28 protein-coding genes and 1 pseudogene are annotated in these 24,328 nt (G+C 59.1%); 21 read left to right on the forward strand and 8 right to left on the reverse strand.

Annotated elements, in window-relative coordinates:
• The first annotated feature begins 5 nt into the window (after nucleotides 1–5).
• The 4 genes from BW974_RS00365 to gnd are packed head-to-tail and all read left to right on the forward strand — an operon-like array spanning nucleotide 6 to nucleotide 3,086.
• Entirely contained in the window at nucleotides 6–1,199 is a 1,194-nt protein-coding gene (locus BW974_RS00365) for a cation:proton antiporter (protein WP_076426992.1), read from the forward strand.
• 45 nt (nucleotides 1,200–1,244) lie between these two features.
• Nucleotides 1,245–1,673 carry a zinc ribbon domain-containing protein gene (locus tag BW974_RS00370; protein WP_076426994.1) on the forward strand — a complete coding sequence of 143 codons (429 nt, stop codon included), beginning with the start codon at nucleotides 1,245–1,247 and terminating at the stop codon, nucleotides 1,671–1,673.
• 49 nt (nucleotides 1,674–1,722) lie between these two features.
• Complete coding sequence (locus BW974_RS00375) at nucleotides 1,723–2,142, forward strand: hypothetical protein (RefSeq protein ID WP_076426996.1); 420 nt, start codon at nucleotides 1,723–1,725, stop codon at nucleotides 2,140–2,142.
• A 50-nt stretch (nucleotides 2,143–2,192) separates the two neighbouring features.
• Entirely contained in the window at nucleotides 2,193–3,086 is an 894-nt protein-coding gene (gnd, locus tag BW974_RS00380) for a phosphogluconate dehydrogenase (NAD(+)-dependent, decarboxylating) (protein WP_076426998.1), read from the forward strand.
• A 174-nt stretch (nucleotides 3,087–3,260) separates the two neighbouring features.
• Here the strand turns inward: gnd and BW974_RS25235 are convergent, their stop codons facing one another.
• Nucleotides 3,261–3,416: a hypothetical protein gene (locus BW974_RS25235; protein ID WP_175609596.1), complete on the reverse strand. Its 156-nt coding sequence runs from the start codon at nucleotides 3,414–3,416 to the stop codon at nucleotides 3,261–3,263.
• Nucleotides 3,417–3,545: 129 nt separating this feature from the next.
• Here BW974_RS25235 and BW974_RS00385 point away from each other — a divergent pair, with 129 nt between their 5' ends.
• The 3 genes and pseudogenes from BW974_RS00385 (at nucleotide 3,546) to BW974_RS00395 (ending at nucleotide 4,848) form a co-directional block, all read left to right on the forward strand.
• Nucleotides 3,546–4,121 (forward strand): 2Fe-2S iron-sulfur cluster-binding protein, encoded by a 576-nt coding sequence (locus BW974_RS00385; RefSeq protein WP_076427000.1) that lies wholly within the window; start codon nucleotides 3,546–3,548, stop codon nucleotides 4,119–4,121.
• A 95-nt stretch (nucleotides 4,122–4,216) separates the two neighbouring features.
• Nucleotides 4,217–4,480: pseudogene (locus BW974_RS00390) on the forward strand (MATE family efflux transporter); the annotation flags it as partial.
• Between the two features lie 179 nt (nucleotides 4,481–4,659).
• Nucleotides 4,660–4,848, forward strand: a complete 189-nt coding sequence (locus BW974_RS00395) for a hypothetical protein (protein WP_076427004.1) — start codon at nucleotides 4,660–4,662, stop codon at nucleotides 4,846–4,848.
• 15 nt (nucleotides 4,849–4,863) lie between these two features.
• On the opposite strand, the gene BW974_RS00400 is transcribed toward BW974_RS00395, so the two are convergent.
• Complete coding sequence (locus BW974_RS00400) at nucleotides 4,864–5,256, reverse strand: VOC family protein (RefSeq protein ID WP_076427006.1); 393 nt, start codon at nucleotides 5,254–5,256, stop codon at nucleotides 4,864–4,866.
• A gap of 137 nt (nucleotides 5,257–5,393) precedes the next feature.
• Between BW974_RS00400 and BW974_RS25240 the strand changes: the two genes are divergently transcribed.
• A complete protein-coding gene (locus tag BW974_RS25240) occupies nucleotides 5,394–5,555 on the forward strand; it encodes a hypothetical protein (RefSeq protein ID WP_175609597.1) in 162 nt (53 codons plus the stop codon).
• A gap of 17 nt (nucleotides 5,556–5,572) precedes the next feature.
• On the opposite strand, the gene BW974_RS00405 is transcribed toward BW974_RS25240, so the two are convergent.
• Nucleotides 5,573–6,892 carry a 5'-deoxyadenosine deaminase gene (locus tag BW974_RS00405; RefSeq protein WP_076427008.1) on the reverse strand — a complete coding sequence of 440 codons (1,320 nt, stop codon included), beginning with the start codon at nucleotides 6,890–6,892 and terminating at the stop codon, nucleotides 5,573–5,575.
• 276 nt (nucleotides 6,893–7,168) lie between these two features.
• Here BW974_RS00405 and BW974_RS00410 point away from each other — a divergent pair, with 276 nt between their 5' ends.
• From BW974_RS00410 to BW974_RS25245, 5 genes are all read left to right on the forward strand, one after another.
• On the forward strand, nucleotides 7,169–8,593 hold the full coding sequence (locus tag BW974_RS00410; RefSeq protein ID WP_303645954.1) for an MATE family efflux transporter: 1,425 nt from the start codon (nucleotides 7,169–7,171) through the stop codon (nucleotides 8,591–8,593).
• A gap of 160 nt (nucleotides 8,594–8,753) precedes the next feature.
• Entirely contained in the window at nucleotides 8,754–10,385 is a 1,632-nt protein-coding gene (locus tag BW974_RS00415) for an alkaline phosphatase family protein (protein ID WP_076427012.1), read from the forward strand.
• A gap of 77 nt (nucleotides 10,386–10,462) precedes the next feature.
• The gene (locus tag BW974_RS00420; RefSeq protein ID WP_076427014.1) at nucleotides 10,463–11,986 is read left to right on the forward strand and encodes an FAD-dependent oxidoreductase; all 1,524 of its coding nucleotides are present in this window, start codon (nucleotides 10,463–10,465) and stop codon (nucleotides 11,984–11,986) included.
• 214 nt (nucleotides 11,987–12,200) lie between these two features.
• Nucleotides 12,201–13,370: a tryptophan synthase subunit beta gene (trpB, locus tag BW974_RS00425; protein WP_076427016.1), complete on the forward strand. Its 1,170-nt coding sequence runs from the start codon at nucleotides 12,201–12,203 to the stop codon at nucleotides 13,368–13,370.
• Between the two features lie 47 nt (nucleotides 13,371–13,417).
• Nucleotides 13,418–13,582 carry a hypothetical protein gene (locus BW974_RS25245; RefSeq protein WP_175609598.1) on the forward strand — a complete coding sequence of 55 codons (165 nt, stop codon included), beginning with the start codon at nucleotides 13,418–13,420 and terminating at the stop codon, nucleotides 13,580–13,582.
• Nucleotides 13,583–13,910: 328 nt separating this feature from the next.
• On the opposite strand, the gene BW974_RS00430 is transcribed toward BW974_RS25245, so the two are convergent.
• The 3 genes from BW974_RS00430 to BW974_RS00440 all read right to left on the reverse strand — a co-directional run bounded on the left by BW974_RS00430 (nucleotide 13,911) and on the right by BW974_RS00440 (nucleotide 17,520).
• Entirely contained in the window at nucleotides 13,911–15,152 is a 1,242-nt protein-coding gene (locus BW974_RS00430) for an MFS transporter (protein WP_076427018.1), read from the reverse strand.
• A gap of 294 nt (nucleotides 15,153–15,446) precedes the next feature.
• Entirely contained in the window at nucleotides 15,447–16,883 is a 1,437-nt protein-coding gene (locus BW974_RS00435) for a S8 family serine peptidase (RefSeq protein WP_076427021.1), read from the reverse strand.
• A gap of 115 nt (nucleotides 16,884–16,998) precedes the next feature.
• The gene (locus BW974_RS00440; RefSeq protein WP_281247679.1) at nucleotides 16,999–17,520 is read right to left on the reverse strand and encodes a deoxyuridine 5'-triphosphate nucleotidohydrolase; all 522 of its coding nucleotides are present in this window, start codon (nucleotides 17,518–17,520) and stop codon (nucleotides 16,999–17,001) included.
• A 150-nt stretch (nucleotides 17,521–17,670) separates the two neighbouring features.
• Here BW974_RS00440 and BW974_RS00445 point away from each other — a divergent pair, with 150 nt between their 5' ends.
• From BW974_RS00445 to BW974_RS00470, 6 genes are all read left to right on the forward strand, one after another.
• Nucleotides 17,671–19,650 carry an aconitate hydratase gene (locus tag BW974_RS00445; protein WP_076427023.1) on the forward strand — a complete coding sequence of 660 codons (1,980 nt, stop codon included), beginning with the start codon at nucleotides 17,671–17,673 and terminating at the stop codon, nucleotides 19,648–19,650.
• A 286-nt stretch (nucleotides 19,651–19,936) separates the two neighbouring features.
• Nucleotides 19,937–20,281: a DUF6176 family protein gene (locus BW974_RS00450; protein WP_076427025.1), complete on the forward strand. Its 345-nt coding sequence runs from the start codon at nucleotides 19,937–19,939 to the stop codon at nucleotides 20,279–20,281.
• Nucleotides 20,282–20,623: 342 nt separating this feature from the next.
• Nucleotides 20,624–21,094 carry a ribosomal protein S18-alanine N-acetyltransferase gene (rimI, locus tag BW974_RS00455; RefSeq protein ID WP_076427027.1) on the forward strand — a complete coding sequence of 157 codons (471 nt, stop codon included), beginning with the start codon at nucleotides 20,624–20,626 and terminating at the stop codon, nucleotides 21,092–21,094.
• A gap of 58 nt (nucleotides 21,095–21,152) precedes the next feature.
• On the forward strand, nucleotides 21,153–21,569 hold the full coding sequence (locus BW974_RS00460) for a DUF5810 domain-containing protein (RefSeq protein ID WP_076427029.1): 417 nt from the start codon (nucleotides 21,153–21,155) through the stop codon (nucleotides 21,567–21,569).
• Between the two features lie 24 nt (nucleotides 21,570–21,593).
• On the forward strand, nucleotides 21,594–22,004 hold the full coding sequence (locus BW974_RS00465; protein WP_076427030.1) for a DUF5809 family protein: 411 nt from the start codon (nucleotides 21,594–21,596) through the stop codon (nucleotides 22,002–22,004).
• A gap of 27 nt (nucleotides 22,005–22,031) precedes the next feature.
• Nucleotides 22,032–22,229, forward strand: a complete 198-nt coding sequence (locus BW974_RS00470; protein ID WP_076427032.1) for a hypothetical protein — start codon at nucleotides 22,032–22,034, stop codon at nucleotides 22,227–22,229.
• A 13-nt stretch (nucleotides 22,230–22,242) separates the two neighbouring features.
• On the opposite strand, the gene BW974_RS00475 is transcribed toward BW974_RS00470, so the two are convergent.
• Complete coding sequence (locus BW974_RS00475; RefSeq protein ID WP_175609599.1) at nucleotides 22,243–22,689, reverse strand: metal-dependent transcriptional regulator; 447 nt, start codon at nucleotides 22,687–22,689, stop codon at nucleotides 22,243–22,245.
• Between the two features lie 231 nt (nucleotides 22,690–22,920).
• Nucleotides 22,921–23,100, reverse strand: coding sequence for a hypothetical protein (locus BW974_RS24470; protein WP_139328789.1), 180 nt, complete (start codon nucleotides 23,098–23,100; stop codon nucleotides 22,921–22,923).
• 114 nt (nucleotides 23,101–23,214) lie between these two features.
• On the opposite strand from BW974_RS24470, the gene BW974_RS00480 reads away from it, so the two are divergent.
• Nucleotides 23,215–23,766, forward strand: a complete 552-nt coding sequence (locus tag BW974_RS00480; RefSeq protein WP_076427036.1) for an NUDIX hydrolase — start codon at nucleotides 23,215–23,217, stop codon at nucleotides 23,764–23,766.
• Nucleotides 23,763–24,281 carry an NUDIX hydrolase gene (locus BW974_RS00485; protein WP_076427038.1) on the forward strand — a complete coding sequence of 173 codons (519 nt, stop codon included), beginning with the start codon at nucleotides 23,763–23,765 and terminating at the stop codon, nucleotides 24,279–24,281. Before BW974_RS00480 ends, BW974_RS00485 begins: the two co-directional genes overlap by 4 nt.
• The last annotated feature ends 47 nt before the right edge of the window (nucleotides 24,282–24,328 follow it).

The raw sequence follows: 24,328 nt of genomic DNA on the forward strand, positions 1-24,328 counted from the left end.
CACCGATGGCAGACCCGCTCCTCGTTCAGTTCGGAATCGCAGTGACAGCTATCGCCCTCATCGGGGCGCTCGCGTCCCGTATTCGCCTCTCCGTCATCCCCGCCTACATCGTCGTCGGCATCCTCGTCGGTCCCAACGAACCAACGTCCATCGGCGGAATATCGCTGCAACTCGTCCAAACCGGCGAGTTCATCGACCTTCTCGCCGAGCTCGGTATCGTTTTCCTCCTCTTTTTTCTCGGCTTGGAGTTCAGTCTTCAGCAACTCGTCTCGAACCGCGACCGACTGGTCAAAGTCGGCCTCGTAGACCTTGGAATCAACTTCTCCCTCGGACTGGGACTCGGTGTCGTGTTTGGCTTCTCGTGGCTCGAAGCCTTCTTCCTCGCGGGAATCGTCTACATCTCGTCCAGCGCCGTGATAACGAAGTCGCTCATCGACCAAGGCTGGATTGCGAACGCGGAAAGCGAACCGATTCTCGGAACGCTCGTCTTCGAGGACATCTTCATCGCGGTGTATCTGGCCCTGCTGTCGGCGGTCGCACTGGGCGAGGGAAGCCCGACTGATGCCGCACTATCCATCGGTGTGTCGGTGGCCTTCCTCGTCGTCCTCGTCGCGGTTGCGTGGTACGGTTCGGAGTACATCGAGCGACTGTTCGAAACCGAATCGAACGAACTGTTCCTTCTTCGCGTGACCGGCATAACCGTCCTCATCGCCGGAACCGCCTTGGCACTGGGCGTCAGCGAGGCAGTCGCCGCCTTCTTCGTCGGAACGATGTTCAGTCAAACCGACCACGTCCACCGAATCGAGCAGGTACTTTCGCCGGTTCGTGACCTGTTCGCCGCCATCTTCTTTTTCTCCATCGGCTTGGCCACGGACATCACTCTGCTGGCGGATGTCCTCCTCCTGTTGGGTGTCGCGGTGGTCGTTACGACCGTCGGCAAGTTCGTCAGCGGAACCGTTTCGGGGCGTTTCTACGGACTCGACAGAACGCGCTCGTTCCGCGTCGGGTTCGGGATGGTTCCCCGCGGTGAGTTCTCGCTGGTCTTATCGACACTCGCGATAAGCGTCGGAACCGGTGCGCTCGGTGACTTGATACCCGCGTTTACCGTGGGCTACGTGCTCATCATGAGCATTCTCGGCACGCTGTTGATTCAGCACGCGGACAGGGTGACGGACGCGTTGGAAACGGCGCTCGCGTAATCGCGTGGCCGAAATAGCTTTTATATCTTATAAAATATATCTGTCATGAACTGTCCGAACTGCGGCGTCGATGTCGCTTCCGATTCGATTTACTGTCGGGACTGTTATCGACGACTGAGTGACACCGTCGCGACTAGACCGAGGGGAATTACGCTCGTCTGCGGACTCGTGCTCGTGAGCGGTTTCTTGCAGGCGGTGTTGGGATACTGGCTTCTCGACGGCGGGCTTTTCGCCACGGTACTCGGCGGGTTCGCGCTGTTCGTGGCCGCTCTCCAGTTCATAATCGTTTACGGCCTGTGGCGATTCCACTCGTGGGGATGGAAACTCGCGGTGACGGTGTACGGATTGGACATGTTCTTCAGCGTCGGTGGATTCTCTCTCGGTGACCCGATTGGAGTCATCAAACTGGTTCTCAACGGGGTATTCTCCTCTATCTCCTCACGCAAAAACATCGGTTTTGAATCCCGATGTTAGATTCCTCCGAACCCCTATTTTGAAGTAGCCTCTGTCCACAGATTGCCACGTGTCTTGCGAAGTCTGTGGCGCGAGTACCCGTGACGGTGCGAAACTCTGCCGCGATTGCGGTGCGCCGACGCCGAAATACATCGAAGCTATCTGCGTTCTCGCGCTGGTCGTTGACCCGTTTTGGTTCGCCCTGCTCTTCTCCGTCACCGTGATTCCGCCGTCAGTCGCCGAGACGAGTCTCCTCTTTCTGTCGCCGCTTCTCGTTGCGAAATTTCCCATTTACTACGGTCTCTTTCGGGCGAAAAAGTGGGCGTGGGGATGGGCCGTCGTGCTGTTCGTGGCGGGCGCGCTGGTCGGCTTGGTCGCCCTCTGGTTCGGCAGTCCAAGTGGTTTCGTGACACTGCTCGGAAACGGTGCCATCGCGGCGTACATCTACAGCAAACACGAGGTGTACGTCCCTGCTACAACGACAGCATAGCCTCGACTCGAACCGCAACCCCTACCTCTCCCCCACCTGCACCTACTGCCATGCAACTGGGCGTCATCGGACTGGGGCGCATGGGTCGAATCGTAGTGGACAGAACGCTCGATGCGGGACACGACATCGTCGCCTACGACGTGGCAGAGGAGGCGGTCGAATCAGCAGAGTCGGCGGGTGCGGAACCCGCCGACTCGGTCGCCGACCTCGCAGAGAAACTCGGTGACGAAAAACGAATCTGGCTGATGGTGCCCGCCGGGGAACCCGTGGACGCTGCACTCGAAGATTTAGAACCCTTCCTTGACGAAGACGACGTGGTCGTCGATGGCGGAAACTCCTACTTCGAGGATTCGGTTCGACGCGCAGAAACGACCTCTGCGGCGTACCTCGACTGCGGAACCAGCGGCGGCCCCGCGGGTGCCGAACTCGGCTTCTCCCTGATGGTCGGCGGGCCGCAGTGGGCCTACGATGAACTGGTTCCCGTGTTCGACGCAGTGGCGACCGGTCCGGATGGCCACGACAGAATGGGTGAAGCAGGGTCGGGCCACTACGTGAAGATGGTTCACAACGGCGTCGAGTACGCGCTGATGCAGACCTACGGCGAGGGCTTCGAACTGCTCCACGAGGGTCGGTACGACCTCGATTTGGAGAAAGTCGCCCGAACGTGGAACAACGGCGCAGTCATCCGCTCGTGGCTCCTCGAACTCTGTGAGGAAGCGTTCCGTGAGGAAGGCACCGATTTGGGCGACGTGGCCGACCACATCGCGGGTGGTTCGACTGGAACGTGGACGGTGCAGGAAGCGCTGGAACAGGAGGTTCCGGTTCCGCTCATCTATCAGGCCCTCGGCGAGCGATTCGACAGTCGGTCGGAAGGCCGCTTTTCGCGGCGGTTGGCCAACCGACTTCGGTACGGCTTCGGTCGGCACGAGGTCAAACGGGAGTGACTCCTGCGAGCGACGAGTGAAACGAGCGGTCTCGGCGCGGACCGCACGGAGCACCGAGGTTTTGGTCCAGATTTTGCCAGTGGAGTGACGACTGTCGCTCCGCGCAAAAAAGTGGACGCGCTTTGGTCGGTACTGTATTCGTGGAGCAGTTCCGGCAGAGAACAACTGTCCGTCTCACGAACGATACAGATGTAGTGCGATGAGGAAGAGTAAAAAGAGCGGAATAATTGAGAACGCCGCTTCGAGCGGAACCAAGACAAGCACTATTGCGGACATGAAGACGAACTCAAGCGCGACCAACACGCTCACAGCCTCGGCCGGATTCGCCACTTTTCAATATTCGTCTCCCCACGACTGTTAATTCTATGGGATAATTCGATTGCTGGTCGAACGACCGTCACTCCGTTTCCACTCGCCAATCACAATGCTGTTAAACCACCGTTCCGTAGCTTCCGCCATATGGTAAACGAACTGGGTCTGGGACTCGGGCTACTGTTCACGCTCACCGCAGTGGCTCTGCACTTCACCAAGGGAACCAAGTGGCGCGCCGCGGACGACATTTCCCAAGAAGTGCTCGACCGACGCGCGGCGAGTGTCCCCGAAACCGACTTCCCCGAACCGATGAACCGCTCTATCGGTGGTGGCGGCGCAGTCGCTGTGGGTGCCGGTGCGGAAGGCGAACTCGAAGGCGAAGAAGGCGAGGAAGAGGACGCTGGCTTCGACCCCGAAGCGATTCCGGAAGACGAAGTCGAATACTTCGAAGTCGAATACGTCAAAGAGGGTTCGACCATCGAAGTCGCCAGCAACGAGACGATTCTCGAAGCAGGCGAAGAAGAAGGTTGGGACCTTCCGTACTCCTGCCGCGCAGGGTCGTGTCTCTCCTGCGGTGCGAAAATCGCCGACGGAGAACCGGACGACATCATTCACAGCAACAACGACACGCTTAGCGACGACGAACTCGACAACGGATACTTCCTGTCCTGTACGGCCTATCCACAGGCCGACATCAGCGTCGAGACGAACGAAACGCCGTAGTCTGCTCGCCGTACTCCCTTCGGCGACATTTCCTTTTTTGTTTTTCTCACATAATCCGCAAGTCAAAGCGTTGAAATCCTCCGAAATTCTGTCGAATACTAGTGACGGAAACGCAGGATACGATTACTGAAGGACGGCTTTCGCGACCACTATTTAAGCTCGCGTGGCCGATTGTCATCACGCAACTCCTGCAAGTCGCCTACAACATTACGGACACCATCTTGCTCGGGCGCGTCTCCGCACCCGCGGTCGGTGCCCTGAGTGTTGCACTTCCCGTTAGCATCCTTATTATTTCCATCAGCGGCGGGTTTACCGTCGCTGGGAGTACGCTCGTCGCCCAGTACATCGGCGCAATCGGGGCCAGACTGTGGTTCACCCGCGGGACGTGGAAGCAGGCGGTTATCAGCGAACCGACACCGGCGTCGGGAAGCAGTGTCGAGGACTGAGTCGCATTCGCTACGCTGGAACGATATTTCATCTACTCTGCCGTATGAGCCGCTGAGAAAGACGTATACTGCCAAATCTATAAAAGTCCATCATGCCAGAAGGATACGTCTGCGACGAATGTGGCGATTTCCTCACCGTCAAACCCCACTCGCTGTTCCGATTCGGTCCCGGTGGACGGGAACAGGACCGCGAGTTCACGTTTTGCGAAGATTGTGCGCCGAAAATCATCAAAGAACACGGTTGGTCGATTCCCGGTCGGAGCGATGGGAATACGAAATAGCCCCGTACTCCACCGCTACCAATGATTCGCCCCGGACTCCCGCAGTCGCTTCTCACGCCAGCAGGTGACTTCTAGTTCGTTTCCGTCCGGGTCGGAAAAGTAGACGCTCGTTTCGGTCTTCCGCACCGCAATCTCGCGCTCCTCCAATCGCTCCGCAACCTCTTCACAGAACTCCTCCGACGCGTTGAACGCGATATGGCGCGGACTCGTATCATTGGAAACCTCATCCACCTGAGCGAGATTGAGTCCTTGTCCCTGTCCAAGGTTCAGCCAGTGGTAGTCGTCCGTCCCCGGGTCGCGCCGGTCAACTGACCGCAAACCCAGTACGTCCTGATAGAATGAAACCGCTCGTACGAGGTCGGAGACGGGCAGCACGACGTGGTCGAAGCCCTGAATCGAATGTGTCATGTTCGACTGTTCTCGGTAGCTGATTTAATACCATCCCACTCACCGGTTTCGAACCGTCCGAAATCAGCGGTTCAAGCGACTCTTACCACACATTTATCTGGCTATTAGTTAACACGTCGTGTTGCCATTTACCGTTCATGCACCTCCAGCATCACGACGACGAATACGCGGTTCGGAACCCTGCTGACCTCGCAACGGTTCGACAGACGCCCGACGGTCAGTGGATTGCAGAAGACGCAACTGGTCGATCTGCTCACGGTTCGACGCCTGCGACGGCAATCGCCGCATTGAGAAGATAACCGGAAATCGGCAACGCTCAGAAGACGCCGGTTTCGGGAGCCACGTCCAATCCGGCCGCGATTTCGTTCGCCTCCGCACGAATCGCGTCGGCGTCGGCGACGACCACCTCGCCGTTTTCTTGGAGCACGTCCCCGGCGACCATCGTGAACTCCACGTCGTCACCGTGTGCGCCGAAAACGGCGTGTGAAAGCGGGTCGTACAGCGGTGTCGCGCGGGTGATGTCGGTCGTTACGCCGATGATGTCGGCCTGCCAGCCTTCCTGTATTTTTCCGACGCAGTCGAATCCGGCGGCTTGAGCGCCGTTTATCGTCGCCATCTCGAAGATGGTTCCCGCGGGGGCCGCCTGTGCGTCGAGTTCGTCCACCTTTTGCAGGAGGCTCGCTTGCCGCATTTCGGTGAAGGGGTCTAACGTGTTGTTGCACGGCGGGCCGTCGTTACCGAGCGCGACGTTGATTCCCCGGTCGAGATAGTCGATGATGGGCGCGATTCCGCTGGCGAGTTTCATGTTCGAAGAGGGGCAGTAGGTGACGTGTGTTCCCGTCTCTGCGAGCACCTCGCGCTCCGATTCGTCCGTCCAGACGCAGTGGGCGAGGACGACATCCTCGCCAGTCAATCCGACTTCGTCCAACCAGTGAATGTTTCGCTGGCCGGTGTCGGACTCCACGGTGACGATTTCGTCCTGATTTTCGCTCGCGTGGGTATGAATTCTCACGCCGTCGTACTTGTCGGTGAGTCGGCGCGCACCTCGGAGACACTCCTCGGTGCAGGAGACGGCGAATCGCGGCGTGACGGCGTACTGAATCCGGCCCTCATTCGCGCCGTGGTACTGTCGGATGAGTTCTTCGGTGGTTTCCAGTCCGGTTTTGGTGTCCTCGTGGAGTCCTTCGGGGGCGCGTTTGTCCATCAGCACTTTTCCGATGCGGCCTCGGATTCCCATCTCTTCCGCGGCGTCGAACGCTCGATTCGCGTGTCGAACCGAGAGATGGTCGATACAGGTGGTCGTTCCGCTCTCAATGAGTTCGAGGTAGCCCAGTCGGGCGGCGGCGTACATCTCCTCCGCGTCGAGACTGGCTTCCATCGGGAGGACGTATTCGAACAACCAGTCGAGTAGTTCTGCGTCGTCGGCGATTCCTCGTCCGAGGCTTTGCACCGAGTGAATGTGGCCGCCGACGAGGCCCGGAAGGAGAAGGTCGTACTCGTCTACGTCGTGTTCGGCATACCTGTCGAGCAGTTCGGTGCGGTTACCGACTGCGTCGATAGTCTCGCCGGAGACGACGACTGCCCCATCTTCGATAATCGTCGTCGCGTCGGCGACGACTGTTCCAGTCAGTATCATAAATGTCCGTTCGTTCCGTCTCCACGGGTGGGCGTCACGGGCATGAGTACTTCGGTTTCGACGGTTGGTCAGATGGACGTTGTGACTGTCACTGAATTTCATCACCACATAACTCCACTTTTCGCCGGTTTAGGCTGTTTTTAAACCCGAATTACCCTTCGGAAAGCTGTTTCGCGGTTCCTGCGGACATGACCTCGAAGCCGGGTTTTGGTAGATATTGCCACCTGATTTTAGAGTCGAAATATTGAAACGGTACTATTTCGTTTCGAAAGTACGATGACTAGCACACAGCCCAGCAGTTCGATTACGGAGGGTGGGTTGGTGCGACCGATGTTCGAACTCGCGTGGCCGATAGTCGTTATCCAGTTGTTGCAGGTGATGTACAACGTCGCGGACACCTTCTGGCTGGGCCGGCTCTCCGCCAACGCGGTCGGCGCGATGAGTATCGCGTTCCCGCTCATTTTCTTCCTCATCTCCATCGCGGGCGGCTTTACCACTGCCGGGAGCATCCTCGTCGCCCAGTACACCGGTGCCGATAGCGAAGGGTCTGCCGGAACAGTCGCGGGACAAATTCTGTCGTTCGTGGCGCTCCTCTCGGTCGTCCTCGGGACGCTCGGTTTCTTCCTCACCGAGCCGATGCTCGCATTGATGCCGTCTCAGGGAGCGACAACGGTGGATGTCGTTCCGCTTGCTCGCCAGTACATGGAAGTGTTCTTCCTCGGTCTGCCGTTCCTCTTCGGCTTTTTCGTCTTCAGCTCGCTGATGCGAGGGTACGGCAACACCCGGACGCCTATGCGAATCATGTTCGTCAGCGTGGTCGTGAACGTCATTCTCGACCCGATTTTCATCTTCGGATTCGGTCCCATCGAAGGTATGGGAATCCAAGGGGCCGCGCTCGCAACCATCTCCGCGCGAGCGGTTGCGACAGTTCTCGGACTGTACATCCTGTTCGGGACGAGCGCCGGGCCGGACGTGCAGGTTGGTGACCTCGTTCCGGACCTCGGATACATTTGGGACATCGTTCGACTCGGAACGCCGAGCGCGCTCGAACAGTCCACCAGTGCGCTGGCGATGATTACCCTGACCGCAATGGTCGTCCAGTTCGCTCCGCCCGTGGTCAGCGCTTACGGACTTGGTAATCGCCTCGCCTCCCTCGTCTTTCTCCCGGCGATGGGGCTAGGCCGAGCGACTAACACGATGGTCGGACAGAACCTCGGCGCGGAGAAACCCGACCGTGCGGAGCGGGCCGTTTGGCTCGCGGCGAAGGTCGGTTCCGCCGTCATGCTCGCCGTTGCAATCGTTGCGGCACTGTTTCCGGAACCAATCGTCGGCGTGTTCATGGCGACGGGGACGCAGGAGGCCGCCGACACTATAATGTACGGAAGCGAGTATCTCCGGATTCGTTCCGCCGAGTTCGCGTTTATGGCTCTGTTACAGGTGTTGCTCGGCGCGTACCGCGGGGCCGGAAACACGAAAACTGCGATGGCGTTTTCGATGGTGGCGCTCTGGCTCGGTCGGGTTCCCGTCGTATACTATCTCGCATTCGTTCAGGATATGGGACCGACCGGGATTTGGATGGGAATGGCGGTCGGCAACGTCCTCGGAGCAGTCGCTGCCGCGCTCTGGTTCACTCGCGGAACGTGGAAGCGTACCGTGATTGACGACACCAGCACGGTTGTTACTGACGGCGAAGGCGACTAATTTACTGTCGTGGAGGATTAAGCGTGCCATAATAAAATGAGTAGAACTGGTAGGAGCCAGCAATGAGTCTGGCGAGCGTCGTAGCGCAGGGTCGATATGATTCCTGTCCGACGGAAGAAACGAGATACGCTGGCCGAAGCTATGTCCCGGGTGAGATACGATGAGCAACGTAGATGTTCTCCTCATCGGTATCGATGCGGGCTGTCTGCCAGTTTTTGAGCGCCTCTATGAAGACGACGTTATTCCGAACATTCGGTCTATCTGTGAGGATGGCGCGTCTGCCCCGCTTGAGTCCCAAATGCCGCCGTGGACGCCGAGTGCGTGGCCGTCGCTCTACACGGGAGTCAACCCCGGACAACACGGCGTCTGCGGGTTCGTCGCCTACGAGGGCTACGACTTCCACGTCGTCAGCGGCAACGACGTCGAGGAACACTCGATATGGTCGCTGCTCGACAAACACGGCAAATCGAGCGTCGTCGTCAACGTACCAGTTACCCATCCACCAGAGGAAATCGACGGCGCGATAATTCCGGGCTTCATCGGGCCGGAAAACCCACGATGCTATCCGGAAGGGCTACTGGACGAGGTTCGCAACGAAATCGGCGACTACCGCGTGTACCCCAACTACACCCGCGGTGACGAGCGACTCTCTGACGCCCAAAAGATGGACGAGTACACGAATCTCGTCCGCATGCGCGGCGAGGCGTTCCGCTATCTGGCCGACAAACACGAACCCGACTTCGGGTTCGTCCAATTCCAGAAGACGGACACCGTCTTCCACGAGTTCAACGGCGAGTGGGACAAGGTGAAAACCGTCTACGAGGAAGCCGACAAACAGGTCGGCAAACTGCTGGAGGAGTGTGACCCGAACACGGTTCTCATCGCCAGCGACCACGGAATGGGACCGTACGACAAGTACGAGTTCCGCGTCAACGAGTTCCTGCGCGACGAAGGCTATGTGAAGGCGCGAAAAGGTGGCAAAGGAATGCCGTCGTGGAACCCAATTCAAGAAGAACTCCGCGAAGGAAAGGATACGAAAACGTGGGAACCGAACACTTTCGAGCGAATGGCCGCAAAGATGGCCGAGTTCGGGTTCACCGCCCACCGAATCAGAACTGGTTTGGAGAAGGTCGGGCTGGCGGAAATCGCAAAGCAGTACGCGCCGAAAAACGTCGCCCGAACCGGCAACGAACAGGTGGATTTCCCGAAATCGACCGCATACATGCGCGCCCGAACCGAGTTAGGCGTCAGAATCAACTTGCGTGGTCGGGAACCACAGGGTATCGTCCCCCCTGACAAGTACGATGAAGTCCGCGACGACTTGATAGAAAAACTCAGTGGGGTAGAAACACCCGACGGCGAACCCGTTTTCGGCGAAGTCGCACCTCGCGAGAAGTATTTCCACGGGAAAAACGCCGACAACGCCCCGGACATCGTGACGATTCCGAACGAGATGGGGCAGTTCCTCTCGGCACAACTGCTCGGCGATTACTTCGCACCGCCGACCGAACCGTGGAATCACAAGATTGAGGGTATCGTCGCCGCGCAAGGGGAGAGAATCGACCCCGACAGAATGCCGACGAAGGCCCATCTCTTCGACGTTGCGCCGACCATCATGTCCGCGTTCGGGATTCCGTACAACGACCGAACGGACGGGGACGTGATTCCGGTCGTTGACGATGTTGGTTCACAGAGCTACCCGGAATACGACGAGGACGACGACGTTTCGATGGACAGCGAAGACGAAGCAGGCGTCGAGGAGCGACTGGCCGACCTCGGCTACATGCAGTAGGTTTGCTCGGTTCCGGTCGCTCATCTTCCGGCCATCTTTTTTATCCACTCCGACCCCGAACGTGTTCGGGGGTTTCCATGAACACGAACGACGAATTTGGTGCGGACGAACTGCCGGGAACAGACGACTCATTCTGGCTCGAAACGACCGATTCGACTGATTTCGAACCGCTTCAGGACGACCATCGCGTAGACGTTGCGGTCGTCGGCGGCGGTATCGCGGGACTTTCCGCCGCGATGGAATTGAAAAATGCCGGAAGAACGGTTACGGTACTCGAATCCGACAGAATCGTCTCCGGAGTGACGGCGCGAACGACCGCCAAGTTGACGAGCCAGCACGGACTCGTATATCACTCGCTGGTTTCCCAGTTCGGACGCGACCGCGCTCGCCGGTACGCCGAGGCGAACGAGGCCGCCATCGAAACCGTCGCCGACAGGGCGGGGGATTTCGACTGTGATTTCCAGCGACGGCCCGCCTACACCTACGTTTCCGACGAAAACGACCGGGGCAAAATTCGACAGGAGGTGAACGCCGCACGAAGCGTCGGCCTGCCCGCTTCTTTCACGGAGGATATTCCGATTCCGTCGGACGCTGTGGCCGCAGTTCGATTCGACGACCAAGCGCAGTTCCATCCGCGGAAGTATCTGCTCGGGTTAGCCGACGAGATTTCCGGCGACGGATGTGATATTTTCGAACAGACGAAGGCGACCGACCTCGATTCCGGTTCGCCCTGCAAAGTCACGACGGAGCGAGGAACCGTCACCGCGGACGCCGTCGTCGTCGCAACCCATTTTCCGTTTTCCGACCCCGCGGGATATTTCGCCCGGCAGTTTCCGAAGCGGTCGTACGTGCTGGCAACTCGAATCGCCGACCCGCAACCGGAGGGGATGTACTATCGCTCGGGGGAACCGTACTTCTCGGTTCGTCCGCACGAAATCGACGGCGAGTCGTTCGTTCTCGTCGGCGGGCAAAATCACAAAACTGGACAAGGTGGTTCGACCGCCGACAGATACCGGGCAGTCGAACGAGAGGCGAGAAATCACTTCGATGTCGAGGAAGTAGTCTATCGCTGGTCAACGCAGGATTATCGAACGACGGATTCCGTTCCGTTCGTCGGCACGCTTGCGCCGTGGATGGACGACGTGTACGTCGCAACGGGATTCGGTGGATGGGGGATGACGAACGGTATCGCCGCGGGTCGAATTCTCGCCGACGAAATCGCCGGGTCGGGAAGCGAGTGGTCGAACGTTTTCGACCCCGGGAGACTACCATCACTGTCGGACGCGAAACCGCTGGTACGAGAAAACGCAACCATCGGAAAGCGGTTCGTCGAAGACTGGGCGAGGAAACCGCAGGGAACGCGCGAACCGCTTTCGAAAGAAGAAGCGAGGGTTACTCGCGAGGACGGAAACGCCATTGCCGAATATCGAGATGAGGACGGCGAACTGCATCGCGTTTCGGCAGTTTGTACGCACCTGAAATGTGTCGTCGCGTGGAACGACGCGGAAAAAACGTGGGATTGTCCGTGTCACGGGTCGCGGTTTGACTTCGACGGAGTGGTTCTCGACGGTCCAGCGGTTCGTGACCTGCCGAAAAAGTGAGGACTGCTGGTGAATTCGATTTCTTTGAGTCGGATTCGGTTCTCTCCTTGACATTAAATTCAAGAGCGGTACTCGTAGAATAGTATTTGAGCACTGCCACGCAACTGATACTACGAATGGCCTCCAGCCACAAATTTTGTACAGATATGTCTAGTGAAGCCCTTCAATGCTCTCTGAAGCAGATTTATGTACATGGGACTGGAACCGTTTTCCCATGTCTCAGGAAAATGCGACTCAGTTCGGAACGTTCGGTGGCCGACACGTCCCCGACGCGCTCGAAGAACCGCTCTCCGGCCTTGCAGAAGCGTTCGACGAAATCTACGACACCGACGAGTTTCAAGACGATTTCCGTTCCCTACTCGCGGATTTCGCGGGGAGGCCGACACCAATCTACCACGCGGAACGCCTCTCCGAGGAGTACGGTGCACAAATCTATCTGAAACGCGAAGACCTGCTTCACGGCGGAGCGCACAAAATCAACAACTGTCTCGGGCAGGCACTGCTCGCCAAGAAAGCCGGGAAAGAGCGTCTCATCGCGGAAACCGGCGCGGGCCAGCACGGCACTGCATCCGCCATGGTCGGCGCGCTCCTCGACATTCCCACGGAAATCTACATGGGGAAAAAGGACGCCGAGCGCCAGAAGATGAACGTCTTCCGCATGCGCTTGATGGGGGCCGAAGTGAACGAAGTCACCCGCGGCGATTCCGGCCTCGCGGACGCGGTGGACGCTGCGTTGGAGGATTTCGCTGAAAACATGGAGGACACACACTACCTCGTCGGGAGCGTCGTCGGCCCCGACCCGTTTCCGCGAATGGTGCGCGACTTCCAGTCGGTTATCAGTGAGGAAGCGAGAAAGCAGATACAGGAGAAAACCGGCGGACTCCCCGACGCCGCCGTCGCCTGCGTCGGCGGCGGGTCGAACGCAATCGGCTTGTTTCACGCCTTCCGCGACGACCCGGTGGAACTGTACGGCGCGGAGGGCGGTGGCGAAGGGTCAGACTCGAAACGCCACGCCGCGCCGCTGGCCAACGGCAAAACCGACATCCTCCACGGAATGCGAACCCGGATTCTGGCGGACGACGTGGAAGTCCATTCGGTTTCAGCAGGGCTGGATTATCCCGGCGTCGGCCCGGAACACGCCCAGTTCCGCGAATCCGGTCGCTGTGAGTACCACGGCGTCACCGACGACGAGGCTCTCTCCGCGTTCCGCGAACTGAGCGAACTGGAGGGAATTATTCCTGCACTCGAATCCAGTCACGCCGTCGCGCTGGCGAAAGAGATTGCCGAAGAGAAGGACGAAGACGACGTGATTCTCATCAATCTGAGCGGTCGCGGGGACAAAGACATGGAACAGGCCGCCGAAATGTTCGACTTGGGCGAGTAGGCCGAGATAGAATTTTCTTCGACTTTTTCGCCATCGTTGGTTTCGGTGTGACGAGTGGAGAGGAACCTGTCTTTCACCTCGTGACTGCGAATCACGTCTACAAACACGCCCTCACTCGTCACGCTCCTTCCAGTCGCTCGTTCCTCGTTCGCCCGGAATCCGCCAGGCCCGCAGGCAGGCCGAGGACGACTGCCCTCGGCCCCGCCAAGTGATTGGTGGGATTGCCGATTTTCGGTTGATAACGGGAGTGTGCGCAATGACTTCTCGGTTTGTTTGCGGTGGTGGCGCCAGCGCGTTTCACACGAACGACGAACGTCAGTGAGGCGTGAGTGCTCTCCCGCGCTGGCGGGGAGGACTGGGGACACTGACGGTGGTGGGGCGGAGGCGGTTTCATTGGAGTCGGCAACAGCTAGCGCGATGAAAAGGGTCAGATTCTAAGGGGGAGTTGCTTATTCCCGCCGTAGATACAGGACTTCCTCCCGCGACTGCCCCGACAAAACAGACAAAATGCAATTCTGTCTGGTCACCAACTCCACCTAGTCACCACTGCGTCAGTGCCTTCGCGCCGTGTGAATGCGACAGCACGCCGAAGAAGGTTAGCACGCCGGAAATAGACGCCAAGCCACCGACGTAAAACACCCATTGGATGCCCGGCCCGGTCATCAGAATCCCCGCCAGAATCGGCGCGAGGATGCTTCCGGGTCGCCAGACGAGTTCCCGAATCCCGAAGCTACTGGCGACACCCGCGCCATCCGCGCCTTCGTCCGCGAACAGGGCCATGCTGGCCGGTTCGCGGAAACTGTCCGCCACGCCGAGGAGGGCGTTCAGGAAGACGAGGGGCAGGAAGGCGGGCGAGAGTTTGCCGAGGATGGGAAACATGGCCGGTAGTCCGAGCGTCTGACCGATTGTGGGAGCGAAAGGAACGCAGAGGGCGACTAATCCGTACAGTCCGCCGCCAACGAAGACGAACAGGGCGCGTCCGTAACTGTCGGACAGTCGGCCCGTGTAGGGCTGAAACAGCATGTTCATGAACTTCTCCGAGACGAGGACGACGCTGACTGCGAGGGCCGCGTACGCCAGCCCACCCTCCGCGGCGTTCAGTCCGGCGTAGACCACGACCCAGTTTCGAACCATCGTCACCGCCACGGCGTACTGCGACCGGAAACTCGTCAGCGTGAGCAGTTTTCGGTTGACCGCCAAGTCCGAAAACGGGAAGCCTTCGATTCGCGTCCCATCACGCTCGACGAACAGGAGGACGCCGAGCAGGGCCGGAATCAGCAGGGCGACGATGACGCCGAAAACCACGCTGAATCCGTACTCTCCGTACAGCACCGCGGCGGAAATCGACCCGAGGATTGATGCGGCGAATCGCGCCGAGTTCGCCTTGCCGATGTTGTTCGCCCGTGTGTCAACCGTCGAGAGTTCGCCGACCAGAGAAAGCGTGATGAGGCCGGTTCCGGTGATGGCAACTCCCTGAAGCGCCCGCGCCGCGATGAAGCCCCAACTGCTTTCCACGAACGGGAAGGCGGCGTAGGAGCAAACCGACAGCGCGAGGCTTACGAGCAGGACGGTTCGCTTGTCGTAGCGGTCGCCCGCCCACGCCATCGGAACGGTGACCACGGTTTGTGCCGCGGTCAGTCCGGAAACGAACAGGCCGACGACGACGCCCGATTCCGGGTCGAGAACGTTGAGATATTCGGGAAGAAGGGTCGCCAGCGTAATCACTCCGAACCCGGCGGCGAACCGAGTGAGATAGAGCGCGTAAAACTGAACGCGTTGCACGCTTGTCAGTGCGAAGAACCGTCGAAAAACCCTTTCGTTTCGAAATAGTTGCGTTCGATTACTGTTGTTTCAGCTGTCGGCACTCGTGCGTAGCACTCGTCACTCTGTATTGTCTTCGTCACGACAGTTCGAACACAGACCGTCTTCGAGATACACATCGAGTACCTGTTCGCCACAGTTGTCACATTTTTTCAACACATCGGAAGACATCAGTCGCTTCGACTGTGACAATCCGATAAAAATAGATGTGTCGATTTCTGTGGTCGCCCCGGCGAGAGTTCCGAAACTCCCAGTTCAGTAGTTTACGAGGCTCACGTCGCTGTACGTGGCCATATTTCCGTTCTCCGCACGAGTTACGGCGGATTGGGCGTTCACGAATCCCGAACCAATAGACCACGGGTTGTAGCTACTTACCGCGTCTTCGGCTTCCGCGGAAAGCGTGTTCAGCAGTTCCGCAGGAGTTGGCGACCCGCCGTTGTTCTGCCGATAGGCATCGACCATGAGGGTGGCCATCCCGGCGACTGCCGGACACGCCATGCTCGTCCCGCTGATGCTCGCGTACCACAGGTCGGTGTCGCCACCCTGTGCGTTGAGTGGGTCGGTCGGAGCCATCGTGCTGACGATAGCGTTTCCGGGCGCACCGATTCCGGGCCGGTAGATGCCGAGCGGGCCGGATGGCGACCCGCCATTACGATACTGCTCCAAGTTGTCGAGCGCGGTTTTACGGTTCCAGTTGGTTTCCCCGTCGAAGTCCTTGCTTCGCCCGCGCGAAGAAAAGTCCGTAACCGTCTTATCGTCTTTCGTCGCGGCGACACCCAGCACGTTCGGTGCCTTGGCATACTGGTTGAGCGTGTTCGTACTCGGCCCGGAGTTGCTCGCCGCGAACACCGGGAGGAGTCCCTCCTTCCATGCCTCCCATGTTGCAACGTTGAGCGCGTCGTCCGGGTTGAACGCGTTCCCGTTCGAAGACCCGTAGGAGTTCGAGACGACGGAGATGTCCGTCTCGCCCGCCTTCTGCCGTGCGAGAAGGTGGTCGAACGCGGCCACCGGTTTCACGATGAGCAGTGCCAGCCCTGCCGAGTAAACGGTGAGGTCGGCGTCGGGGGCCATCCCCTTCTGTTGCCCGTCGCTTTTCGTTCCGTCGCCAGCAACCGTCCCGGAACAGTGGGTACCGTGACCGTTGTCGTCGGTGTCTAAGTCTCCAGCCGGAACCCAGAGTGTCGGTTCGCCAAGTAGGTTGCCCGCCCACCGCCAGTTCGCAACCAGACTCGAATCGAGGTCGGGGTGGTCGCCGTCGACTCCCGAGTCGATGACTGCAGTATGGACGCCCTCCCCGGTGTAGCCGTTCGACTGTACTTCGGAAACGTTCGTCACCTCCCGTGTGTCTTCGTTGTAATAGTCCAGTTCGACGTTCTTCTGGATGTATCGAACCGAATCCCAGTCGGCTAGCGTCTCCAACTGACTTACGGAGAGTTCCGTGTATCCGATAGGAAGTACTTCGAATTTGTGGTAGCCATTTACGAGGTCGAGTGTGCCCAACTGGTCAACGTCGTCGTTGCTGTCGAACACGACGAGGGACTGCTGGAGCGCGCTCGTCGCGAGGTCGAACGCGCTGTCGATAATTCCGTCACCCGCACTCGCAGTACCGCTGAATGGTATTGCCGACGCGACCGCCGCCACGCCAGTTGCTTTCAGGAATCGCCGCCGTCCGTGTGGTTGGGTATCAACCATCCCATATTCCACTCTGAAATATATAAACTAAACACTTTTCGCCAAGAGTTGAAAAATCCTCCTCGGTGTAATTTCCACGAAAATGACGCCGAAACAACCCTATCGCGGTTTATTTCTACGGAACCGGTTCGATGTTCTCGCCCTGATAATCGCCGTCGTAGGTTGTTTCGTGGCTCGCTTCACCGAACACGAGTTGTGCGATTCGTGCACCGCGTTCGAGTTCGATGTCGTGATGAACCTGTAGCAGTCCTTCGCCTTTCCCTTCGTAGCCTGCGTCCCAAACCGCCGTGTTGAGCATGCAGGAGTTGCGCATGAGTGACGACCGCGGATAAATGTAGCCGACGTGATTTTCGGGAATCTGCACCGTCTCCGCGTATTGGACGATGTAGGCCCCTTTCGGAAGGTAGTACGTCTCCGGTACGTTTTCGCCGACTTGCTCGGACTCGATTCGCTGTCGGTCACCGATTTCTTTTTCCTCCCGACCGATTCGGCCGGAATCGCGCTGTTCGTACACGGCTTCCAGCGTCAAATCGACCCCGTTGGGCTGAACCTGCTCGTCTGTGGTTTCCGCAATGTGCTCTGCAACGAACGTCCCACTCCGGAACATACCACGTTGTTCAGTTCTCCCGGTAAAAATCGTGTCGAATCGGTGCGTCGATTGTTCCGTGTTGGCATTCGTTCGGCTCAGGTTTCGAAAGAATTGCCGGACGAGAGCCGAATTTACCACGAACGATGAAAACGTAAACACGCGGGATTTATACCTTCGGAGAGTCGATATTCGTCCGATATGGGACAAACACTGACGGAAAAGATTCTCGACGACCACCTCGTCGAGGGCGAACTCGAAACCGGTGAAGAAATCGGAATCGAGATCGACCAAGTTCTCACACAGGACACGACTGGCACCCTCGTCTGGCTCCAGTTCGAGGCGCTCGACATGGACGAAGTCCAGACCGAAGTCGCCGCGCAGTACTGTGACCACCAGACCTATCAGTTCGACTTTAAGAACACGGACGACCACCGATTCCTTCGCTCGGCGGCAGGCACCTTCGGCGCACACTACTCCCGCCCCGGAAACGGTATCTGTCACAACGTCCACAAGGAGAACTTCGCCGCACCCGGCAAGACGATGCTCGGTTCGGACTCCCACACGCCAACACCCGGCGGACTGGGTGAACTCGCAATCGGTTCCGGCGGACTCGACGTTGCAGTCGCCATGGGTGGCGGCCCGTACTACATCGAGATGCCGGAAATCGTCAGCGTCCGACTCGAAGGCGAACTCCCAGAGTGGGCAACCGCCAAGGACGTCATCCTCGAGATGCTCCGTCGTCTCTCCGTAAAAGGTGGCGTCGGCAAAATCTTCGAATACACCGGCCCCGGCGTCGAAACGCTCACCGTCCCCGAGCGAACGACCATCACGAACATGGGTACGGAACTCGGCGCGACGACCTCCATCTTCCCGACGGACGAGGAGACTAAGGATTGGCTCTCCCGACTCGGCCGAGAAGACGAGTACGTCGAACTCACGCCCGACGACGACGCGGAGTACGACGACGAAATCGTCATCGACCTCTCCGACCTCGAACCGCTCATCGCAAAGCCGTCGATGCCGGACAACGTCGTCCCCGTCCGCGAAGTCGCGGGCGAGAAGGTCGACCAAGTCATTCTCGGTTCCTGTACGAACGGTGGCTACGAGGACATCCTCCCCGCCGCGAAGATGCTCGAAGGTCGTACGATCGACCGGAAAACCGACCTCATCGTCGCACCCGGTTCCAAACAGGCCTCCGAGATGCTCGCCCGTGAGGGCTGGGTCGCAGAGATGATGGCCGCTGGCGTCAACTTCTCCGAGGCGACCTGTGGTGCCTGTATCGGTATCGGTCACGTTCCGGCATCCGACTCCGTCTCGCTCCGAACCTTCAACCGCAACTTCGAGGGTCGCTCCGGAATCGAGGACGACTCGGTCTACCTCTGTTCGCCGGAAGTCGCCACGGCGGCGGCACTCAAAGGCGAAATCGTCGACCCACGCGACCTCGCCGACGAACTCGGCGACATGGACGCACCGGGCATCGAAATGGGCAGCAAATACGGCACCAGCGCCGACGACCCCGACCTCATCGCCCCCGACGAGGCCGTGGACGACGACCTCATCAAAGGCCCGAACATCGGCGATGTCCCGCTGAAGGACGAACTCGAATCCGAACTCGCAGGCCCTGCTCTGCTCAAGATGCAGGACAACATCACGACCGACCACATCATCCCGGCAACGCAGGACATCCTGATGTACCGGTCGAACATCCCGAAACTCTCCGAGTTCACCCTCTCGCGCGTCGACGACTCGTTCGCACAGCGCGCACTTGACGCCGACGGCGGTTTCCTCGTCGCTGGCGAGAACTACGGTCAGGGTAGCTCCCGCGAACACGCGGCCCTGTGCCCGATGTTCCTCGGTGTCGAAGGTGTTCTCGCACAGAGCTTCGCCCGCATCCACAAGGCGAACCTGTTCAACTTCGGTCTGCTCCCCCTCGAAATCGACGCGGACGATTACGAGCAAATCGAGCAGGGCGACGACATCGAAGTCGTTGACGACGTTGCAGAAGCGGTTCGCTCCGGTCAAGAAGAGTTCACGGTTCGCGTGAACGACGACTGGGAACTCACTGCGACCCTCGACGCCTCCGAGCGCGAACGCCGCATCCTCGCCGACGGTGGCAAGCTCTCGCACACGAAGAAGCAGGCCGAGTCCGGCGACAGCGCGGCACCTGCTGACGACTAAAAACCACGACCTTTCAGCTACCACCTTTTACGACGGTCGAGAGACGAAGAGCGACGCGAATCGCGTCGCTCTTCGTGTCTGTCTCCCTGTAAAAGCTGGACCAAAAGCACGGCGTCACCCCCTTCGGGGGGTTCCTTGGCCCGCTCACTCGTCACTTCGTTCCTCGCTCGCGGTGAGTGGGCTAGCCCTCTAGTGGTTGGTCGGCCTGCTGTACCCGTAATTTTTAGTTGTCGTTGCCCAAGTGGTTGGGATAGCTATAAGTTTGCTCTCCTTTTCTTTGTCCGATATGACCGATGTCGTGCTGACAAAACAGAAAATCGAGCCGGGGAAAACGGAGCGTCTGAAGGAGTGGTCAGAAGAAGTCCGAGAGCGGAAAGACGAGGCGGTTGAGACGCTTCAAAACGAGGGCATGCACGCCGAATCCGCCTTCATCGAGCGAACTGACGACGGCGACTTTTTGGTCTACTACATGAAAGCGGAGGACATCCACGAGGTGTACGAGGCGTTCGAAAATTCGACGCACGAAATCGACCGAGAACACGAGGAAGTTATGCGGGAAACGCTCGAAAGTGTCGAAGATGTCGGGGAATACGAACTGCTCTACCATCTCGACAATCCAGATTTGCCATAACTGAGCAGACTACACAACCTTCTGCGGGCTAACTGCTCACCGGAAAATCGAAGATTTTCCGGGCCGACGAATCCCTCGAAGGAGCGTCGAAGACGCGACTGAGGGGGTGAGGAATGTCTTCGTGAGAGGAGCGAGCGAATGGCTCGGAAGTCGCACGCCCGCGGAACGAAGTTCTCGTGAGCGAAGCGAACGAGAGCAGGGAAGAGCTTGCCTCTTCCCGTGTGAGCAGGAACGTCTTCCGGTGCCTTTGATCCAGATTTTGCCAGTGAGTGCGGCAAAGCCGCACTCACACAGCAAAAAGTGGGCGGGAAACCTTTATCCTCTCGTGTCGAACCCCCATCCGTGACAACTACCGCGAACGAGGCGGACGCACCCACGATTCGCCCCGCCGAAAACGCGGATTTGCTCGCCATCTTCCGCATCGAAAAGGCGTCGTTCAGCCAGCCGTGGCCGTTTTCCGCGTTCCAACGCTACGTCGGCGAACCGACGTTTCTGGTGGCAGCGGGCGACTCGAAAATCCTCGGGTACGTCGTCGCGGACATCGTGCCAAATCACGGGCGTGCACTCGGCCACGTCAAAGACCTCGCGGTGCATCCTTCCCGCAGAGGGGAGGGAATCGGTCGAAAACTGCTGCTGCGCGCGCTCAACGGACTTCGAGCGCGCGGTGTTCACTCCGTTAAACTGGAGGTGCGAGAGAGCAACGAACCCGCGATTTCCCTGTATCAGGAGTTCGGTTTTCACTACCTTCGAACCGTACCGCGCTACTACGGCGACGGGGAAAACGCACTCGTGATGATAGTCGAACTCGATTGAAGGGAATTCACCCATCGGAACTGAACCGCTTTTCAGTCTGTGTTTCCTACAGGCCGATATGGGATTTGCGTGCCCGGTCTGCGAGACGCCACAGTCCGACGGGGAACACCTCGCCAACCACCTCGCGTTTGCCGCGATGCTCGGCGACGACGACCACGAAACGTGGTTGGACGAGCACGCGCCGGGATGGAGCGAGGAGAGTCCGGACGAACTCGCATCGCGCGTCACGGAACACGCCTCGGAAGAGGAGTATCCGCAGGTGTTCGAGGATACGGTTCACGACCACCAGCATCACGGCCAGCAAGAACACAGTTTAGAAACCGAACTCCAGCAAACCGGCGGCTACGGACGTGACGCGAACATGGGCGCGGAAGCCCAATCCATTCTCAACGAAGCGCGCCAGATGACCGAGGAGATGCTAGAAGAAAACGAGGAGGCCGAGGAAGAAAGCGACGGCGAGGACGAAAACGAATAGTTCCCTCCGCGTGAACCGCCGAATATGGAAACGCACGGAACCTTCTCCCCCGAAGACGAAGCCACAGCACGCGAACAGTACGAGTCCGTTGGCCCGGCGGCACAAACCGTCGTCAAGGAGACGGCGAAAGCGATGCAGTTCGACCGTGAGGAGTACGGCGAGCGCGTAACGAGCGACGTGGTCGAAACCGCACGGGACGCACTGTTCGCGTCGCTTCTCTCGGTTACCACCGGAACACGTGAGGAGTTCGAGGACGCTGTTCCAGAGAACTTCGACGTTCACGTGGAAGGAAGCGACAACGTAGAAAACGTCGCGTGGCACGTCGCACCCGCGGTGGAAACGGTGGTCGCCGCGACCTACAACGAAAAGGAAAATGCGGCGATTGCGACCCTGCAGCGAATCACCTTCGGCCGCGTCTACCGGGACATCGTTTAATTACTTCGCGCCCGATCCGTTCGGTATATGACATCAAATCCCGAACAATTCGACCACTTTTCCCCGTTCGATTACGCTCAGTTCGAGCAGGGACGCGACCGAAAATCGCTGGTTGCGCGGCAGTTCGTTACCGATTCCCTTGTCTCTGCACCTGCACGTGGTATCACCAGTGGCGAGCAACTGTCACTCGATGCGTTCGAGAAAATCGTTCGATTCGAGTCCTAAGAGAGAATCGTCTTCAGTTCGGGACGTTCTCCTCGCCGCGAACGTCGTCACAGCATTCGCTGTACTCGGTTTGTGGCGCACTGCACTGCCCGGCACAGGGGTGGTCGATTAGCTCACGGAGTCGGGCCGCGACATCGTCCGAGAGGGCCTGACCCATCTCACGGGCGTCCTCGGGACTGTCGATTTCGAGGTCGTCTTCGAGGAAGTTCTCGGCGAGGCAATGTTTCCACATCACTTCGCGGGCCGTCTCCTCGCCCTCGTCGGTGAGTTGCGCGCCCTTGTACTTCTCGTAGGTTGCGAGGTCGCGCGATTCGAGCGTCGTCAGCATTTCCGTGACGCTGGCGGCGCTCACGTCGAGGGCAGTCGCCAATTCTCCGGTTTTTGCCGGGCGACCAGTGCTCTTGCTGACGAGATGAATCGTGCTGAGGTAGCGCCCGACGCTCGCGGAAACCTCACTCATTACCTCCATCTGAGTGCAGGAGCGGCATAAATCCATCCCTCAACCTTTTGCCGCGGTCGGGAACCAAAGCCAGTCCCGTGTGGGACTGGCTTTGATCGGCCTCCCTCGAAAAAGGTTGATCAAAAGCCTCCTCACCCCCTCAGTCGCGTCTTCGACGCTCCTTCGAGGGATTCGTCTCCCCGGAAAATCTTCGATTTCCGGTGAACACCTAGCCCTTAGCGGTTGTGTACTTTACCGGGAACGACGGCAAGCCGACCAATCCACGGGACGCGCGGTGAGGATAGGTCGCGCTTGCCGCGCGACCTGTCCGAACACCCGAGGAGGAGAGGGGACGACGAGGGCGGGTGCGCCGACCGCTGGCGCACCCGCCCGCATGCGGTTGCGGTATTTGTAGTCGTGATTTGCAGTCAAAATTCGGTGATGGCTCCGTCGTCAGAGCTCTCTCCTTATCCGATACTAACTTACTTCCTTACTCCCAACTGTCATTCTCCCGCTTTTAAGCCCCGTCCCCGACATTCCACAACCATGACCGACGACTGGCGCGACCACGACTGGCCGGTGCTCGAATCCGAAGTCGAATACGAAACTGGCTGGTACACGGGCGGCTACGACCTCGTGGAGCAACCCGACGGGACGACGAAAAAATACTACTGGGCTGAACTCCCGCCAGCAGTGGTCGTGCTGGCCGTCGCGGGCGACGAAATCGTCTTCGTGGAGCAGTACCGCCCCGCGATTGGAGAAGCTTGTCTGGAATGCCCCGCTGGAATCGTCGAAGACGGCGAATCCTACACCACTGCCGGGGCGCGAGAACTCCGCGAGGAGACGGGATTCGAGGCGAACAGCCTCGCACTGCTCGAATCCTTCTGGGTCGCGACGGGTGTCTTGCGCCACGAACGCGGCATCGTCTTCGCAGAAGGACTAACGCCGACCGAGCAAAATCTGGACGACAACGAGTTCCTCTCGGTGCGCTTGATTCCCGTTGAGGACGCCTTGGATGCGGCGCGCGAGGCACCCGCCAACGACGCGACTATCGAGGCACTGCTCCTCGCCAGCGAGGCCGGACTCATCGACGGATGAACTGGAAACGCAAAGCGAGACGGGGACTGGCGCTGTTCGGGCATGCAGTAGGGTACGATTCCCTCGAACGCCCCGACGGAAAACGCGTCCGGAAACTCTGGTTCGACCCGCCGGATTCGGTGGCCATCGTGGCGCGCACTAGCGACGAACTCGTACTCATCGAGGAGTATCGCCCGCGACTCGGGAAGACCATGTTGTCCTGTCCGGCGGGGCGAATCGACCCCGGCGAGTCGTTCGAACAGGCCGCAGAGCGGGAACTCCGCGAGGAAACCGGCTACGAGGCGGAGCACGTCGAACTGCTCGAAACGTACTATCCGACGGCGGGAATGCGAAAGCGCCGCGGCGTCGTGTTCGCCGACGCCCTCACGCCGGGAACCCAGCACCTCGAACCGGGCGAGTTCATCGAGGTCAGAACCGTTCCGGTCGCGGACGCAATCGAAACAGTTCGTGCTGGCCCGATTTGTGGCTGGTCGCTTCCGCCGTTACTGGTCGCACAGGAAGAAGGACTGCTCTGATACTCCTCGTTCGAAATCCGACCGGGTTGCTTATTCCGTCGGCGTCC

The organism is Haladaptatus litoreus (assembly GCF_900156425.1).
In the GTDB taxonomy this organism is placed as follows: domain Archaea; phylum Halobacteriota; class Halobacteria; order Halobacteriales; family Haladaptataceae; genus Haladaptatus; species Haladaptatus litoreus.

Excerpts from the sequence above, each read along its gene's own strand:
- BW974_RS00470 (WP_076427032.1), top strand. The coding sequence starts at position 22,032 with ATGACATCAAATCCCGAACAATTCGACCACTTTTCCCCGTTCGATTAC.
- gnd (WP_076426998.1), top strand. The coding sequence starts at position 2,193 with ATGCAACTGGGCGTCATCGGACTGGGGCGCATGGGTCGAATCGTAGTG.
- BW974_RS00410 (WP_303645954.1), top strand. The coding sequence starts at position 7,169 with ATGACTAGCACACAGCCCAGCAGTTCGATTACGGAGGGTGGGTTGGTG.
- BW974_RS00460 (WP_076427029.1), top strand. The coding sequence starts at position 21,153 with ATGGGATTTGCGTGCCCGGTCTGCGAGACGCCACAGTCCGACGGGGAA.
- BW974_RS00475 (WP_175609599.1), bottom strand. The coding sequence starts at position 22,689 with ATGAGTGAGGTTTCCGCGAGCGTCGGGCGCTACCTCAGCACGATTCAT.
- BW974_RS25240 (WP_175609597.1), top strand. The coding sequence starts at position 5,394 with ATGCACCTCCAGCATCACGACGACGAATACGCGGTTCGGAACCCTGCT.
- BW974_RS00420 (WP_076427014.1), top strand. The coding sequence starts at position 10,463 with ATGAACACGAACGACGAATTTGGTGCGGACGAACTGCCGGGAACAGAC.
- BW974_RS00405 (WP_076427008.1), bottom strand. The coding sequence starts at position 6,892 with ATGATACTGACTGGAACAGTCGTCGCCGACGCGACGACGATTATCGAA.
- BW974_RS00450 (WP_076427025.1), top strand. The coding sequence starts at position 19,937 with ATGACCGATGTCGTGCTGACAAAACAGAAAATCGAGCCGGGGAAAACG.
- BW974_RS00465 (WP_076427030.1), top strand. The coding sequence starts at position 21,594 with ATGGAAACGCACGGAACCTTCTCCCCCGAAGACGAAGCCACAGCACGC.
- trpB (WP_076427016.1), top strand. The coding sequence starts at position 12,201 with ATGTCTCAGGAAAATGCGACTCAGTTCGGAACGTTCGGTGGCCGACAC.
- BW974_RS00445 (WP_076427023.1), top strand. The coding sequence starts at position 17,671 with ATGGGACAAACACTGACGGAAAAGATTCTCGACGACCACCTCGTCGAG.
- BW974_RS00365 (WP_076426992.1), top strand. The coding sequence starts at position 6 with ATGGCAGACCCGCTCCTCGTTCAGTTCGGAATCGCAGTGACAGCTATC.
- BW974_RS00370 (WP_076426994.1), top strand. The coding sequence starts at position 1,245 with ATGAACTGTCCGAACTGCGGCGTCGATGTCGCTTCCGATTCGATTTAC.
- BW974_RS00395 (WP_076427004.1), top strand. The coding sequence starts at position 4,660 with ATGCCAGAAGGATACGTCTGCGACGAATGTGGCGATTTCCTCACCGTC.
- BW974_RS00385 (WP_076427000.1), top strand. The coding sequence starts at position 3,546 with ATGGTAAACGAACTGGGTCTGGGACTCGGGCTACTGTTCACGCTCACC.
- BW974_RS00415 (WP_076427012.1), top strand. The coding sequence starts at position 8,754 with ATGAGCAACGTAGATGTTCTCCTCATCGGTATCGATGCGGGCTGTCTG.
- BW974_RS00435 (WP_076427021.1), bottom strand. The coding sequence starts at position 16,883 with ATGGTTGATACCCAACCACACGGACGGCGGCGATTCCTGAAAGCAACT.
- BW974_RS00480 (WP_076427036.1), top strand. The coding sequence starts at position 23,215 with ATGACCGACGACTGGCGCGACCACGACTGGCCGGTGCTCGAATCCGAA.
- BW974_RS00400 (WP_076427006.1), bottom strand. The coding sequence starts at position 5,256 with ATGACACATTCGATTCAGGGCTTCGACCACGTCGTGCTGCCCGTCTCC.
- BW974_RS00485 (WP_076427038.1), top strand. The coding sequence starts at position 23,763 with ATGAACTGGAAACGCAAAGCGAGACGGGGACTGGCGCTGTTCGGGCAT.